We start from the raw sequence: 14633 nt of genomic DNA on the forward strand, positions 1-14633 counted from the left end.
GGTAAGGGCACAAAAAAACCGCACTGATGCAGTGCGGCTTTCTTCAGTCAATGCTGTGCGAAACTTGACTTACAACCAGTACACAACAACGTACAAGACGAGCCAAACGACGTCAACAAAGTGCCAGTACCATGCTGCGCCCTCAAAGGCAAAGTGGTGCTCTGGTGTAAAGTGACCTTTCATCACACGATACAACACCACAGACAACATGATCGCGCCCATCGTGACGTGGAATCCGTGGAAACCCGTCAACATAAAGAATGTTGAGCCGTAAATACCTGAAGTCAATTTGAGGTTCAGTTCATGGTAGGCCTCAATGTATTCATACGCTTGGCAACCCATGAACGTTGCACCCAACAAGATCGTCGCAAACAGCCAGAATGCTGTTTTTGCACGATGACCTTCACGCAGCGCATGATGGGCGATTGTCAGTGTCACACCCGATGTCAGCAACAAGGCCGTATTGATCGTTGGGATCGGGAATGGTGTCATTGTTCGGAACGATTCAATCGTGCCTGCAGGACCGGTATTGCCCCACTGTGCAGAAAAATCAGGCCACAACACTTTGTGATCGAGATCAGCCAGCCATGGCATTGAAATACTGCGTGCGTAAAACAATGCACCGAAGAACGCGCCAAAAAACATCACTTCGGAGAAAATAAACCAGCTCATACTCCAGCGGAAAGAGACGTCAATACGCTCACTGTATTTACCACTTTCAGACTCCGCAATCGCATCGCCGAACCAGTTATACAACACGACCAGTGTCAGAAAAATACCAACGCCATTAGCGTAAGGGCCCCAACCTAAGCCGTTCACCCAAGCAGATGCACCGAACATGGTGAGTAATAAAGAAAACCCTGCCAGCACTGGCCATTGCGATGGCCCTGGCACAAAATAATATGGCGCTTTCGCGTTTGAAGAACTCATTTCCATCTCCTGATGCAATTGAATATGCTTACTAGAATTGTTATTTTGCGACAACTTGTTTTACGATCATGATGAGCGTACCGATAAAGAGCAACGCACCAATCAGCCCTGCAATGATCACGTGAATGGGGTTCAGCTTCGCTGCGTCCTGTTCGTAATCATTTTTCTTCCGAATACCAAGAAACGACCAAAATACTGCTTTCATTGCCTGAAAAAAAGACGCATCGCGCTTTTTCGTTTCCTTGCTATCACTCATGACTTACCTTGTTCTGTTGCACTACCCACTTTTGCTGCACCACCAACTTCAAAAAACGTGTACGACAACGTAATCGTCTTCACATCTGGCGGAAGGGCAGGATCGATATAAAACACAACGGGCATTTGTCGTGCTTCATTCGGTCCCAGCGTTTGCTGCTTAAAACAAAAACATTCAATCTTCTTAAAGTAGGCGCTCGCCTGTTGAGGCGCATAGCTTGGAATGGCCTGCGCATCCATCTTGTAAGACTGCTTATTCACCACCTCATACATAATCTGCGACATCTCGCCCGGGTGCACCTTCATACTAGGCACCGTTGGACGAAAACGCCATGGACCTTGCGTATTGGCGTCAAATTCAACCGTCACTTCACGACTGCGATCAATCTGTGAATTCGTCAGATCTTTCGCTGAAATATCTTTTGGCGTCAGAATGTTAATGCCGGTGATTTCACAAATTTGCTTATAAACAGGAACCAGCGCATAGCCAAAACCAAACATCACTACCGCGACAACAATCAACTTCCCTAACATCGTCGCATTTAATTTTTTAACTGAATCCAACAACTTCGGGTCTTCCAGAGACATGCGACTCCCGTTTTAAAAACGCAGGGTTTGCTTCAGGATCACGCCAGCGAAAAAAATCACCGCAACAGACGCAAGGATTAGCGCCGTTCTCAAATTGTTAGGCTTTTTTTGATCATTTTTCATGGTGACAGATGCTTTCCATGACGCTGCGTTGGAGGCGCAGCGTCGGTTTTCATTCATTATTTAAAGACAGGAGGCTCTTCAAACGTGTGGAAAGGAGCAGGACTTGGCACTGTCCACTCTAAGCCTTCAGCACCTTCCCATGGGCTCGCTGGGGCTGGTTTGCCACCTTTGATCGATGGAATCACCACAGCCAGAATAAAGAAGACTTGGCTCAAACCGAAACCAAACGCACCAATCGTTGCAATCTGGTTAAAGTCCGTGAACTGCGCTGGATAGTCGGCATAACGACGTGGCATACCCGCCAATCCCAAGAAGTGCATTGGGAAGAAGGTCACGTTAAAGAAAATCAAACTCGCCCAGAAATGGATTTTGCCGCGTGTTTCGTTGTACATGAAACCGGTCCATTTTGGTCCCCAATAGTAGTAACCCGCAAACAGCGCGAACAGAGAACCCGCCACCAACACATAGTGGAAGTGCGCTACCACGTAGTAAGTGTCTTGCAACTGGATGTCGATCGGTGTAACCGCCAGAATCAAGCCAGTAAAACCACCCATCGTGAACACGAAAATAAAACCAACAGCAAACAACATAGGCGTCTCGAATGTCATCGAGCCTCTCCACATTGTCGCTACCCAGTTAAACACTTTCACGCCTGTTGGTACAGCGATGAGCATCGTGGCGTACATGAAGAACAATTGCGCGGTGACTGGCATCCCTGTTGTGAACATGTGATGCGCCCAGACGATGAAAGACAAAATCGCAATAGACGCTGTTGCATACACCATCGATGCATAGCCAAACAAACGCTTACGAGCAAAGGTAGGAATGATCTGGGAGATGATGCCGAACGCTGGCAAAATCATAATATACACTTCAGGATGACCGAAGAACCAGAAGATGTGTTGATACATCACTGGATCACCACCACCCGCAGCGTTAAAGAACGACGTACCAAAATGGCGGTCTGTCAGCGTCATCGTGATCGCACCTGCCAACACGGGCATCACAGCGATGAGCAAGTAAGCAGTGATCAGCCATGTCCAGCAGAACATCGGCATTTTCATCAATGTCATGCCTGGGGCACGCATATTAAGAATCGTGGTGATGATGTTGATCGAACCCATGATCGAGGACGCACCCATGATATGCACAGCAAAAATTGCCATGTCCATACCAGGGCCCATTTGGGTGGACAACGGTGCATAGAGTGTCCAGCCAGCCGCAGTCGCACCGCCGGGTACCCAGAATGAGGTCACCAGCAAAATCGCTGCAGGTGGCATCAGCCAGAACGAGAAGTTGTTCATCCGTGCAAATGCCATATCGGATGCACCGATTTGCAATGGAATCATCCAGTTCGCAAATCCCACGAAGGCCGGCATAATCGCACCGAACACCATGATCAATCCGTGCATGGTGGTCAATTGATTAAAGAATTCAGGTTGCACCAATTGCAAGCCAGGCTGGAATAACTCGGCGCGGATAATCAATGCCAAGACGCCGCCCGACAGCAGCATCGTGAAAGCGAACCACAGATACAGTGTGCCGATATCTTTATGGTTCGTCGCAAATAACCAACGACGCCAACCATGGGGATGGTCATGGGCGTGGTCATGGTCGTGACCATGAGAATGATCGTGATCGTGTGCGTGATCAACGGTTGTTGTGCTCATCTTGTCTCCTGTACTGTTCTGTGCAATTACTTACGCGCAGCCAACACTTCGGCTGGCTGGACAATGTTTTCTGCGGACTTATTGGACCAGTTATTACGGGTATAAGTAATCACGGCAGCAATTTCGGTATCAGACAGCGTTGCCTTCCAGGATGGCATCACACCTTTACCATTCAACAGCAGATGCACCTGCGCGTCTTTTGGACCAGCAACGACACCAGAACCATCTAACGCTGGGAACGCACCAGGCACACCTTTACCCGACGCCTGATGGCAGGCGACACAGTTCGATGCATACACTTTTTCGCCACGTTGCTTCAGCTCGTCAATGGTCCAGACTTTGTTTGGATCATCGGCTTTGGCCGCCATTTCTTTTTTCTTACCGTCGACCCACAGTTTGTAGTCTTCTTCCGATACGACTTTGACGACGATTGGCATAAACGCGTGCTCTTTACCGCACAGCTCAACGCACTGGCCACGATAGATACCAACCTTTTCGGCTTTGAACCAGGTATCACGAACATAGCCAGGAATCGCATCTTGTTTCACGCCAAAAGCGGGAATGGTCCATGAGTGAATCACATCGTTCGCTGTCGTGATCAAACGTACTTTCTTGTTGACCGGAACAACGACTTCATTGTCAACTTCGAGCAAGTAGTTATCACCACGCGCTTCCGTTGGCGCGACGCCTGGTGCGCCGACCTGCGTCCGTGGAGTAGCAAGTGTGGACAAGAAGGAAATCCCTTCACCCTCGCCCTTGAGATAGTCATAGCCCCATTTCCACTGCATACCGGTGGCTTTAATGGTGATATCCGCATTGGATGTGTCTTTCATCGCGACAACGGTTTTCGTTGCTGGCAATGCCATACCGATCACAATTAAGAACGGAACGATGGTCCAAGCGATTTCAACGGAAGTGCTCTCGTGAAATGTAGCTGGTTTGTGACCAAGAGATTTGCGGTGCTTCAGGATAGAGTAAAACATGACGCCAAATACTGCCACGAAGATCACGAGGCAGATAATGAGCATCAAATTATGAATTGAGTAAATCTGTTCAGCTATTTGCGTGACAGGTGTTTGCAAATTGAGCTCACGTACCGCTGGACCACCTTGGCTATCGACCACGGCCCATGTCGGCAAACTGGCTGCCAGAAGCGACGCCCCCAGCAGGAACGACTTTAATCGCTTTGCTTGTTTCATGTTATCCCCAAAACCCCGATTAGAATTCTTTAGGAGTAACGCATTCAAGCCATAGCAAGCGATGAACCACGGGAACACGATTGTGCCCGTCCGCCGTCGTCCTACCAAAGACCTTCCTGCATCATCCTATTCTTTTATGATTTGTGCACCAGCGCACACCATCATGACAACAATGACATTCAGAGCTCACGCAAACGATCACTGCAAGGCGCAAATGCATTCGGGGCTAGGGAAATATCCATCATCGACCATTGATCAATGCGGTTATTCGTTTTGTCGGTAGGAACCGGACAGCAAAGTGGTTCATTTTCCGACTACACCATATCGACGAAGGCAGTGCAAATTGTACTAGGTTGAACCTTGAAGCTTTGATACCAACAGCGGCATTTTTTGCATAAGACCTAACAAAGTGCGAACTGGCAACTTCTACAACGACTTGAGTATAAGATGGAAAGTGAAAGGATATCAAGCAGAATGCGTGACAGAAATCGTTGATCTGGCTCAAATGAAACAAATCTTAAAGAAATACATTATTTGTTTTTACAACTGTTTTTGATCTGCGTTAAATGTGCGTTTGCACAATGCACCGCATTTTCCAATGAAGCAAAAAAAGCAAAAGAAATACGTTTGATCTAGACCCCACCTGTTCTCCCCCTCTTTTGGCCGCCAATGGCCGAGCACACGACAACCTCAGATAGGTCATACAGTTTTGTGTCAATGCAATATGAATAGTGCCAGCTATTGAGGGGAACACACCGACACGTGAGCACCCTACGTATTTAAAAAGCGACACCTTTGTTACATTTAATTGCCAATAAATTAATAGTTATCGTAGCATCGGGGACACGTTAATCGTGTTGTTTCTGCCTATCTTTCGTTTCTTCCATTATGCTCAAACGTCTACATCAATCTGTCATGGTCACGTTAATGGCCCTTGTTACTGGCCTCACATCGACCGCTTCTCTGCCTGCGAAGGCGACCGAAAAACCACCTATCGATGCATTTTTTCAAAACCCTGAAATACAAAAGCCCACGTTATCCCCAGACGGTAAAACCTTAGCCATGTTGGTTCCGCAAAAATCGAGTGGTTACTTGCAGCTCGTCGTTCTCGATCTCGCTACCATGGCACCACGCATTGTGGCCAACTTCTCCAATGCGGACGTGGCTTCTTTTAGCTGGGTGAACAATCAGCGACTGGTGTATAACGCGGGATTTCACGATGTTGGCGAAGGCGATGTGCGTTTTTATCCCGGTTTGTTCGCTGTCAATATGGATGGCACAGAGCGCATGGAACTCGCCAGCCCTGTACCAGAGAGCATGATTAACAGGATCAGTACGAACATTGTCTCGAAACAACTCACTGGTTATACCTGGCTCATTGCCACCGACCATCACAAGGAAACGAATGATGTTTATGTGGGGCAGTATGCGCGAAGTAATATCGGTGACGTCAAAGCAATTAAATTACTGAAGCTCGACACCAAATCCGGTCGATCAACCGTCTACCAACGCGCGGGCAATACGATTCAATGGCTGATTGATCCTGCCGGTACGCCAAGGGTCAATGTCACACTCGATAAAGGCATCATAAAGGTCTTCTATCTCGATCCTGCCAATGAGGAATGGCGTAAATTGGATGAGTTTCCGCAATTTCCCCCCCGTCAATTTAACCCCGAGTCCATTGGACCAGACGGGTCCCTGTATGTCACAAGCAACGCAGGCAAAGATACCAGCGCAGTCTATCGTTACGACGTCACGCAAAACAAAATAGCATCGGAGCCACTGGTCACCCTTGAGGGATTTGATTTTGAAGGCAAATTACTCATGGACGATACAAAGAACAAGCTTGTTGGCGTCCGCTTTGTGACCGATGCTGCAGGCACTGTCTGGCTCGATAAAGACATTGATGCCATCCAGAAAAAAATCGATCAGTTATTACCAGCCACGATCAATCAATTAAGCTTATCGCGTCATCACACCGATCCCTTTGTTGTCGTTGCAGCATTTTCTGACCGTCAACCCGTCGTCTATTATTTGTATCACCAACAGAGTGGCGAGTTATCGCTGATTGGAAAGACGCATCCTGCCATCAATCCCAAAGACATGGCAAAGCAGGATTTTGTTCATTACCCAGCAAAGGATGGTTTATCGATTCCTGCCTACCTCACCTTACCAAAGGGTGGCGAGAAAAAAAATTTACCGCTCGTTGTGCTCGTTCATGGTGGACCGTGGGTACGCGGAGCGGATTGGGGTTGGAATCCTGAAGTACAGTTCCTCGCTTCACGCGGGTATGCAGTACTCCAGCCTGAGTTCCGCGGCAGCACAGGGTTCGGCTTAAAACATTTCCAAGCGGGATTCAAACAATGGGGTCTCAGCATGCAGGAAGATATCGCAGACGGTGCTCGCTGGGCGATTGCCCAAGGCTACGCTGATCCACACCGCATCTGTATCGCGGGGGCGAGTTATGGTGGATATGCAACGTTGATGGGACTTGCTAAGAACCCTGAGTTGTTCCGTTGCGGCATTGAGTGGGTTGGTGTCACGGACATCAATCTGATGTTTGAATCAAGTTGGTCGAATGACGCAACGATAGAGTGGCAGAACTACGGTATGCCGGTGCTCGTTGGTGATCAGGTCAAGGACGCCGAGCAACTCAAAGCAACATCCCCCGTCAATCTCGCTGCATCCATCAAACAACCATTGCTGATGGCCTATGGTGGTGCGGACCGCCGCGTGCCGATCAAACACGGCGAAATCTTCCGTGATGCCATCGCCAAATCCAACAAGCAGGTGGAATGGGTTGTGTACTTTGAGGAGGGCCATGGATGGCGTCTCCTGAAAAATCGAGTCGACTTCTGGGGGCGTGTAGAAAAATTCTTAGATCAGAACTTGGCACCACAATAAAAGAGTGCTCGCCCACTGAGGGCAAGTCAATGTAGGGCGTTCGTCAGGCAACGAATGCCCTTGTCTTTATTAGGGCGTTCCCTTTTTCGGCAGATCAAACCGGACAATCGATTCGCCTGCCGCCGTTTTCCGACTCACGGGACGGAAGGCATGACCATAAACCACCTCAAAACTCAGTTTGATGCGACCATCTGCACCACGCTGCCGCTCGAGGGCAGCAAGCAGGCGGCGGTAGGGGTTCTTACCAAAGAGACCACGGCGTCGAGTCGCCAGCGGGTTGCCGCCAAGCGCGCGGACCTCTGCCAATAACCGATGGGGGTCTTGGTAGGTCAAGGTGATCTTCTCCATGTCCATCACCGGCGTAGAAAAACCCGCATTCACCAGCATATCGCCATAGTCATGCATATCAACAAACGGCAAGGTATGCGGCATCTCATCGACCTCTGCAAACGCTTGGCGCAACTCAATCAGCGTATCTGGACCAAAGCACGAAAACATCAGCAACCCATCGGTTCTCAATACACGGCGCCATTCCGCAAAAATCACATCAGGCTGCGGATGCCAATGCAATGCCAAGTTAGACCAGATGAGATCGACGCTCTGTGCCGCCAGCGGAATACCGGCAAAGTCACCGCAGAGCAGCGACGCTCCTTGGTCGCCACGTAGCACTGCAGGCGTCCATTTAGCCAGCAAACGCCCAACCGCACTCATCGCTGCTTGCTGTTGCTGTTGAATGTCGGACAGCATCAGTAAAGCGCCATCGAGTCCAATCACATGCGCGTCAGGGTAACTGCGCTGCAATTCAGACAAATCCGCGCCAACCCCGCAACCCGCATCGATGATGCTCAATGGCGTGATTTTGACAAGTTCGAGCTTTTCGCGCATGCGCCCCGCAATTTCACGACGCAAAAAATCGGACGGTGCGATTTTTTCAGGGCGAGAAAACAGCTGACGAACCAGTTGAAGATCGATAGGAGCACTAAGCATAGGATAGAAGCGAACGAACCTTGGTGTTGATGAGAGTAAGCGTATTGAGGCGGGAGTTTACACGTTTGTGATTTCTAATGCTTAAATACGAGCTTTTTTGTGGAAATTGACCGCATCTGACCCGATTTTATGCACGACCTATCTACCATTATCAAAAAAACACTCACTGCCACGTGGCACACACTGATGCCATGCGCATGTGCGTTGTGCCATGCGCAACAAGACGCCATGGTCTGTAGCGACTGCCGTCACACTTATTTTACTTCCGTTAGCGTACGCTGCCAGCAATGCGCCATTCCGCTCTCAGCGAATGAAGACAGTACTCTCTGCGGTCATTGCCTTCAACACCCGCCCGCATTCGACGCCAGTATTGCTGCCTGTGACTATGGAGCCCCACGCGATCAACTCGTCTTAGCATTAAAATTTGGTCATCAATTAGCCCTTGCGCCGTTGTTTGCGTCGATGTTACGTGATGCCATTTTGCGTCACGATCGTCATCGTTTACCGGATTTACTGTGCGCAGTCCCTTTGGGACAAGGTCGATTACGCGAGCGTGGTTTCAATCAGGCAACAGAAATTGCACGGCCCTTGGCGCAACATCTCGGTGTCCCTTTCGCCGTCGACGCATTACATCGCCTGCGTGAAACGACCCAACAAAGTACACTCAAGCCAGATGCGCGCATTGATAATGTCAAAAATGCCTTTATGCTGGATGAAAAATGGCTTCACGAGATCAAAGATGCCCATGTCGCTGTTGTGGACGATGTAATGACCACTGGCATGACCCTGCACGAAATCGCTACAATGCTCAAACGTTTCGGTGCCGCCAAAGTGACAAACTATGTGTTTGCCCGCACCCCACCCCATTTTTAGTAAGGAACTACCTTGTTTCACGTCGTCTTAGTTGAGCCAGAAATCCCGCCAAATACGGGCAACATCATCCGTTTATGTGCAAACACTGGCGTACAGTTACACCTGATCGAACCATTGGGGTTTCCATTGGATGACAGCAAAATGAAGCGTGCCGGTCTTGATTATCATGATTATGCGACGATGAAAGTGCATAAAAACTGGGAAGCGTTTCTTGCCCAAGAACAACCGGATCCAACCCGCATGTTCGCGCTGACCACCCATGGTTCAGGCGTATTCGCTAAAGCTGAGTTCAAACCGGGAGACTATTTCGTTTTCGGCGCCGAAACACGCGGTCTCGCCCCCGAATTACGCAATAGCTTTCCAGAAGCACAACGCATCCGCTTACCGATGCGCCCTGACAACCGAAGCCTCAATTTATCCAATACCGTCGCTGTCGTTGTGTACGAAGCATGGCGCCAAAATGGATTTGCGGGTGGTGCGTAGTGCGAGGATTTACGGGTGTTGCGTAGTGCGAGGGTTTGAGGTTTGAGGTTTGAAGTCCAAGCACTACCATCCCTTTTTCTCGTCATACGCCCGTCTCTTTTTTTTCGTCATACTCCGCGAAAGCGGAGTATCCAGTGCGCGAACGCGCTTTCCCCCAGTAATCAACAAGCGACCAACAAAAATGGCGCTTACGCGCCACTGGGCTCCCGCCTTCGCGGGAGCGACGGGATAGAAGGCATGGGGCTTTACTCCATTCTCCTCGTCATCTTCCGCACAATCCCATCTCTTTTTTCCCTCGTCATACTCTCGACATTTGTTCCGTCATACTCCCGCCCTTTTTTCTCGCCGCACTGCAATCCTTTTCTCTCGTCATACTCCCGTCTCTTTTTTTTCGTCATACTCCGCGCAGGCGGAGTATCCAGTGCGCGAACGCGCTTTCCCCCGGTGATCAACAATCGTCCAACAAAAATGGCGCTTACGCGCCACTGGGCTCCCGCCTTCGCGAGAGCGACGGGATGGAAGGCATGAGTTTTACCCCATTCCCCTCGTCATCTTCCGCACAATCCCATCTCTTTTTTCCTTCGTCATACTCTCGACATTTGTTCCGTCATACTCCCGCCCTTTTTTCTCGTCATACGCCCGTCTCTTTTTTTTCGTCATACTCCGCGAAAGCGGAGTATCCAGTGCGCGAACGCGCTTTCCCCCAGTAATCAACAAGCGACCAACAAAAATGGCGCTTACGCGCCACTGGGCTCCCGCCTTCGCGAGAGCGACGGGATAGAGAACGTGGGGTTTACGCCAATCCTCTCGTGCCTATCTCTTTTTTTCGTCATACTCAGCGAAAGCGGAGTATCCATTGCGCGAACGCGCTTGCTGCCCGTCATCAACCAACAAGAAATCAAAGAACGATACGAAACGACGCCGGGACAGCGTATTAACTAACGCCCCGTACTTTCTGGAGCAACCGCGTTGTCGAACGCTCGTGTTCAAAAGCGATTGCGTGTACCTGTCCGCCGTAGGCCAATACGGCTTGTCCTTCCGGAATCGCGTCCATCTGGTAGTCACCACCTTTCACGTAAATATCAGGTCGTGCTTGCTGAACGACTTCCAACGCTGTGTCTTCATCAAAGGGCACAACAAGGCTCACCGATTCGAGTGCTGCTAACACGGCCAAGCGGTCTTCGCAAAGATTGATCGGACGATCGTCTCCCTTGCCGAGACGTTTGACGGACGCGTCGGTGTTGACTGCGACGACCAACGAGGCACCGATCGCGCGGGCTTGTGCGAGGTAAGTGACGTGACCGCGGTGCAAAATATCAAAGACTCCATTGGTCAACACCACTGGTTTTGGTAAAGCAGCAATACGCGCAACGAGTTCTTCGCGGCTAGTGATTTTTTGTTCAAATGCAGGCATGGGATAGGAACGTTAAACGATCGATAAAAATGAAAAAGCCGCTACGGCGGCGAGGCGTAGCGGCTATTGTACCAGCGAGCTTGTTGGTTGCGGCTTAAACTGGGGTTGGGACAAGTCGTTGTGCAATCTCTTTGCGGTAGCGGTTGAGATCTTGCACCGTTTCGAAACTACGTTCGAATAACAGCGACATGTTGTGCAGAATGCGGTCGACCACTTTCTTTTCCCACACGCCATCAAATTTGATTTGTCCATCCAACCAGCGTTCCAACCAATCTGGATCTGGCAACCGGCTTTGAATCGTATCCTGGGGGAATAGCGCCTGATTCACATGCAGATTGGTAGGATGTAAGGGCTTTTCAGTCCTTCTGGCAGATGCCATCAATACACCAATCTTGGCAAATGCTGCGCGGGCCACATCGCCCACTTCTGCCAATGATTTTTTCATGTAGCGGAGGTAAGCACCGCCGTGTCGTGCTTCATCTTGGCTAATGATTTTGTAAATATGCTTGATAACTGGCTCGGTGTGCCATTCCGACGCACAACGGTACCAATGATTCAGCCGAATTTCACCACAGAAATGCAGCATCAGCGTCTCAAGGCGCGGAGCGGGATCGAATTCAAAGCGCACGTTGTCGAGCTCGGCTTCCGTCGGTACCAGTTCAGGATGAAAACGACGCAAATACTCCATCAGAACCAGAGAATGCTTTTGCTCTTCGAAGAACCAGATCGACATAAATGCAGAAAAATCACTATCGTCACGGTTGTCGCGCAAGAACATTTCTGTGGCAGGCAGAGCGGACCATTCGGTAATGGCATTCATTTTGATGGTCTGCGCCTGTTCTGGTGTGAGTTTCGAGGCGTCGTATTGGTCCCAAGGAATATCGGTGTCCATATTCCAACGTACTTGCTCTAGGGATTTGAACAATTCTGGATAAAGCATGATTAGCCTCGAAAGAATAAACAGGGAAGAATATCCGCGTAAAATTCTAACAGAGACACATGACAGCTGCACGACAGGCCCCAAACACCAGCAGATGGAAAAACCACAGCGTGGCGGAGGGAGAGAAAGGAAGAAAAAGCGGCAAGTAGCAAACTTGCCGCAATGTCAAAATTTACGTCTGGTCAGTTTCGCTGACAGCAGCAATGATCTCTTCTTTGCTGACACCAGGCGCAAACTGACGGATAAAATCATAAGTGTATGTCCGCAAGTACGCGCCACGACGGACGGCCAGACGCGTCACGTTTGGCGTGAACAAATGATCCACGGCAATCGTACGCAAGTTGTTATTGCGGTTAGCCTCAATCGCCATCGATGCCACAATACCAACACCCAGATCCAGTGCCACATATTGCTGAATCACATCAGAATCCATGGCGGTCAGGACGATGTCCGTACGTAGTCCCGCTTCCTGAAATGCGGCATCAATATGACCTCGTCCGGTGAAACCAACGTCATACGTGATCAGTGGATAATTCGAAATATCTTCTAATGAGACATTCTCTTTCTTCAATAGCGGATGATGCTCTGGGACCACGAGAACGTGATTCCATTGATAGCATGCAAACGACACCAAATCCTTAAATTGTGACAAGCCTTCAGTGGCAATGCCAATATCCGCTTTACCAGACATGACCCATTCAGCGATGTGATCAGGAGAACTCTGTTGTAAGGCAATACGTACATCCGGAAATGCTTGGCGAAATTGCTGAACCACTTTCGGCAACACGTAGCGTGCCTGAGTATGGGTAGTGGCAATCGTCAGTGTGCCTTTGGTCTGGTCCGAATATTCGTTACCTGCTTGCTGCAAATTTTCTGCTTCCAGCAATAACCGTTCGACGATAGGCAAAATACCTTTGCCCGGCTCCGTCAAGCCTGTGAGACGTTTGCCATTGCGCTCAAAAATATCAACGCCTAGTTCTTCTTCCAATTCGCGAATCTGGCGGCTTACACCCGGCTGCGAAGTAAAAAGAACGTTGGCGACTTCGGTCAAATTAAAGCCACGACGTGAGGCTTCGCGGATAGAACGTAATTGTTGGAAATTCATAATGAACTCTCGCTTCTGTGCGTCTGTCGATGAATAATTGCTCGGTAATGTGTAACCAGCTTTTGTACTTTTGTTTTGTGGTTATTGCGGCGTATCAACGAATACGTGTAAGCGTTTCGGTTTTACCACCAATACTTCGCCGACCTTCAGTTTTAAATATTGATAACGCTCACTCGAAATCATGACCTCCAGAACATCCCCGTTATCTTCACGCTCAAGCTCTAATTGCGCCAACGGGCCGATACTATGGATACGACGCAGTTGGGCAATCAACCCTTCCGCACCCGGCGAATAGCGATCTACCTCAAACTCATGTGGCCGCACATAAGCTGTACCAAAAGCATCTCGTGTTTCTGCATGTGCAGGCGACGCTAAGGCCACGCCATCGGCGTCTAACACACCTTCATGAACGCGACCACGGAACAAGTTCACATTACCCAGAAAGCCATACACGAAAGGTGTTGCGGGATGCTGATAAACCTCAGCAGGTGCTCCGACTTGTTCCACTTTGCCATGGTTCATCAGGACGATTTTATCGGCAACCTCAAGCGCCTCTTCTTGATCATGCGTCACAAAAATACTCGTGACATGCAGATCATCATGCAAGCGGCGCAACCAGCGGCGCAGTTCTTTACGCACCTTCGCATCCAGCGCACCAAAAGGCTCATCAAGCAGTAAAACGCGTGGCTCTACCGCCAAAGCGCGTGCCAATGCAATACGCTGACGCTGACCACCCGACAACTGTGGCGGATAGCGATCAGCCAACCAGTCTAGTTGAACCAGCTCAAGTAACTTGGTGACTTTTTCTTTGATCTCTGCTTCGCTCGGACGTTGGCCGCGTGGTTTCACACGTAAGCCAAAGGCAATGTTTTCAAAGATCGTCATGTGTTTAAACAAGGCGTAATGTTGAAACACAAAGCCCACCTGACGCTCACGCACATGCTGCTGAGACGCATCCTGACCGTCGAGCAAAATCTGTCCCTGATCAGCGTATTCAAGACCAGCGATAATGCGCAGCAGGGTGGTCTTGCCGCAGCCTGAAGGTCCTAGCAGGGCAGTCAGCTCACCATCTGGAAACTCTAACGATACGTTATCCAGTGCCGTGAATTGGCCAAAACGCTTTTGTAATTGTTTAACAGCGATACTCATCATTTCTCCGGCA

The 14633-nt window shown here is 49.6% G+C and carries 14 protein-coding genes; 3 read left to right on the plus strand and 11 right to left on the minus strand.

What is annotated here, in order from left to right:
- Positions 1-69: 69 nt before the first annotated feature.
- The 6 genes from ACO0K2_RS13955 to coxB are packed head-to-tail and all read right to left on the minus strand — an operon-like array spanning position 70 to position 4765.
- Positions 70-930, minus strand: coding sequence for a cytochrome c oxidase subunit 3 (locus tag ACO0K2_RS13955; protein ID WP_423019807.1), 861 nt, complete (start codon positions 928-930; stop codon positions 70-72).
- Between the two features lie 40 nt (positions 931-970).
- On the minus strand, positions 971-1186 hold the full coding sequence (locus ACO0K2_RS13960) for a DUF2970 domain-containing protein (RefSeq protein WP_423019809.1): 216 nt from the start codon (positions 1184-1186) through the stop codon (positions 971-973).
- On the minus strand, positions 1183-1773 hold the full coding sequence (locus tag ACO0K2_RS13965; protein ID WP_423019811.1) for a cytochrome c oxidase assembly protein: 591 nt from the start codon (positions 1771-1773) through the stop codon (positions 1183-1185). The genes ACO0K2_RS13960 and ACO0K2_RS13965 overlap by 4 nt, the downstream gene beginning before the upstream one ends.
- Positions 1774-1785: 12 nt before the next feature.
- Entirely contained in the window at positions 1786-1953 is a 168-nt protein-coding gene (locus tag ACO0K2_RS13970) for a cytochrome oxidase small assembly protein (protein WP_423019813.1), read from the minus strand.
- The gene (gene ctaD / locus ACO0K2_RS13975) at positions 1953-3566 is read right to left on the minus strand and encodes a cytochrome c oxidase subunit I (protein ID WP_423019815.1); all 1614 of its coding nucleotides are present in this window, start codon (positions 3564-3566) and stop codon (positions 1953-1955) included. The genes ACO0K2_RS13970 and ctaD overlap by 1 nt, the downstream gene beginning before the upstream one ends.
- 26 nt (positions 3567-3592) lie before the next feature.
- The gene (gene coxB, locus ACO0K2_RS13980; RefSeq protein WP_423019817.1) at positions 3593-4765 is read right to left on the minus strand and encodes a cytochrome c oxidase subunit II; all 1173 of its coding nucleotides are present in this window, start codon (positions 4763-4765) and stop codon (positions 3593-3595) included.
- 915 nt (positions 4766-5680) lie between these two features.
- On the opposite strand from coxB, the gene ACO0K2_RS13985 reads away from it, so the two are divergent.
- Positions 5681-7669: a prolyl oligopeptidase family serine peptidase gene (locus ACO0K2_RS13985; protein ID WP_423019819.1), complete on the plus strand. Its 1989-nt coding sequence runs from the start codon at positions 5681-5683 to the stop codon at positions 7667-7669.
- Between the two features lie 69 nt (positions 7670-7738).
- On the opposite strand, the gene ACO0K2_RS13990 is transcribed toward ACO0K2_RS13985, so the two are convergent.
- Positions 7739-8656 carry a methyltransferase domain-containing protein gene (locus tag ACO0K2_RS13990; RefSeq protein WP_423019821.1) on the minus strand — a complete coding sequence of 306 codons (918 nt, stop codon included), beginning with the start codon at positions 8654-8656 and terminating at the stop codon, positions 7739-7741.
- 129 nt (positions 8657-8785) lie between these two features.
- On the opposite strand from ACO0K2_RS13990, the gene ACO0K2_RS13995 reads away from it, so the two are divergent.
- Together ACO0K2_RS13995 and trmL are read left to right on the plus strand one after the other, a co-directional pair.
- Positions 8786-9529 (plus strand): ComF family protein, encoded by a 744-nt coding sequence (locus ACO0K2_RS13995; protein ID WP_423019823.1) that lies wholly within the window; start codon positions 8786-8788, stop codon positions 9527-9529.
- A gap of 12 nt (positions 9530-9541) precedes the next feature.
- Positions 9542-10012, plus strand: coding sequence for a tRNA (uridine(34)/cytosine(34)/5-carboxymethylaminomethyluridine(34)-2'-O)-methyltransferase TrmL (trmL, locus tag ACO0K2_RS14000; protein ID WP_423019825.1), 471 nt, complete (start codon positions 9542-9544; stop codon positions 10010-10012).
- 934 nt (positions 10013-10946) lie between these two features.
- Here trmL and rfaE2 read toward each other — a convergent pair.
- From rfaE2 to ACO0K2_RS14020, 4 genes are all read right to left on the minus strand, one after another.
- Complete coding sequence (gene rfaE2 / locus ACO0K2_RS14005) at positions 10947-11426, minus strand: D-glycero-beta-D-manno-heptose 1-phosphate adenylyltransferase (RefSeq protein ID WP_423019827.1); 480 nt, start codon at positions 11424-11426, stop codon at positions 10947-10949.
- A 94-nt stretch (positions 11427-11520) separates the two neighbouring features.
- Positions 11521-12366 carry a ferritin-like domain-containing protein gene (locus ACO0K2_RS14010; protein WP_423019829.1) on the minus strand — a complete coding sequence of 282 codons (846 nt, stop codon included), beginning with the start codon at positions 12364-12366 and terminating at the stop codon, positions 11521-11523.
- 172 nt (positions 12367-12538) lie between these two features.
- Entirely contained in the window at positions 12539-13471 is a 933-nt protein-coding gene (locus ACO0K2_RS14015; protein WP_423019830.1) for a CysB family HTH-type transcriptional regulator, read from the minus strand.
- 81 nt (positions 13472-13552) lie between these two features.
- Positions 13553-14620 (minus strand): sulfate/molybdate ABC transporter ATP-binding protein, encoded by a 1068-nt coding sequence (locus ACO0K2_RS14020; protein WP_423019832.1) that lies wholly within the window; start codon positions 14618-14620, stop codon positions 13553-13555.
- Between the last annotated feature and the right edge of the window lie 13 nt (positions 14621-14633).

The sequence above is a fragment of the Undibacterium sp. MH2W genome (genome assembly GCF_049340215.1).
GTDB lineage: Bacteria > Pseudomonadota > Gammaproteobacteria > Burkholderiales > Burkholderiaceae_D > Undibacterium.

Coding starts and splice junctions, on each gene's coding strand:
- ctaD (WP_423019815.1), bottom strand. CDS start 3,566: ATGAGCACAACAACCGTTGATCACGCACACGATCACGATCATTCTCAT.
- ACO0K2_RS13970 (WP_423019813.1), bottom strand. CDS start 1,953: ATGAATGAAAACCGACGCTGCGCCTCCAACGCAGCGTCATGGAAAGCA.
- ACO0K2_RS14020 (WP_423019832.1), bottom strand. CDS start 14,620: ATGAGTATCGCTGTTAAACAATTACAAAAGCGTTTTGGCCAATTCACG.
- rfaE2 (WP_423019827.1), bottom strand. CDS start 11,426: ATGCCTGCATTTGAACAAAAAATCACTAGCCGCGAAGAACTCGTTGCG.
- coxB (WP_423019817.1), bottom strand. CDS start 4,765: ATGAAACAAGCAAAGCGATTAAAGTCGTTCCTGCTGGGGGCGTCGCTT.
- ACO0K2_RS13965 (WP_423019811.1), bottom strand. CDS start 1,773: ATGTCTCTGGAAGACCCGAAGTTGTTGGATTCAGTTAAAAAATTAAAT.
- ACO0K2_RS14010 (WP_423019829.1), bottom strand. CDS start 12,366: ATGCTTTATCCAGAATTGTTCAAATCCCTAGAGCAAGTACGTTGGAAT.
- ACO0K2_RS13960 (WP_423019809.1), bottom strand. CDS start 1,186: ATGAGTGATAGCAAGGAAACGAAAAAGCGCGATGCGTCTTTTTTTCAG.
- ACO0K2_RS13985 (WP_423019819.1), top strand. CDS start 5,681: ATGGTCACGTTAATGGCCCTTGTTACTGGCCTCACATCGACCGCTTCT.
- ACO0K2_RS13995 (WP_423019823.1), top strand. CDS start 8,786: ATGCACGACCTATCTACCATTATCAAAAAAACACTCACTGCCACGTGG.
- ACO0K2_RS14015 (WP_423019830.1), bottom strand. CDS start 13,471: ATGAATTTCCAACAATTACGTTCTATCCGCGAAGCCTCACGTCGTGGC.
- ACO0K2_RS13955 (WP_423019807.1), bottom strand. CDS start 930: ATGAGTTCTTCAAACGCGAAAGCGCCATATTATTTTGTGCCAGGGCCA.
- ACO0K2_RS13990 (WP_423019821.1), bottom strand. CDS start 8,656: ATGCTTAGTGCTCCTATCGATCTTCAACTGGTTCGTCAGCTGTTTTCT.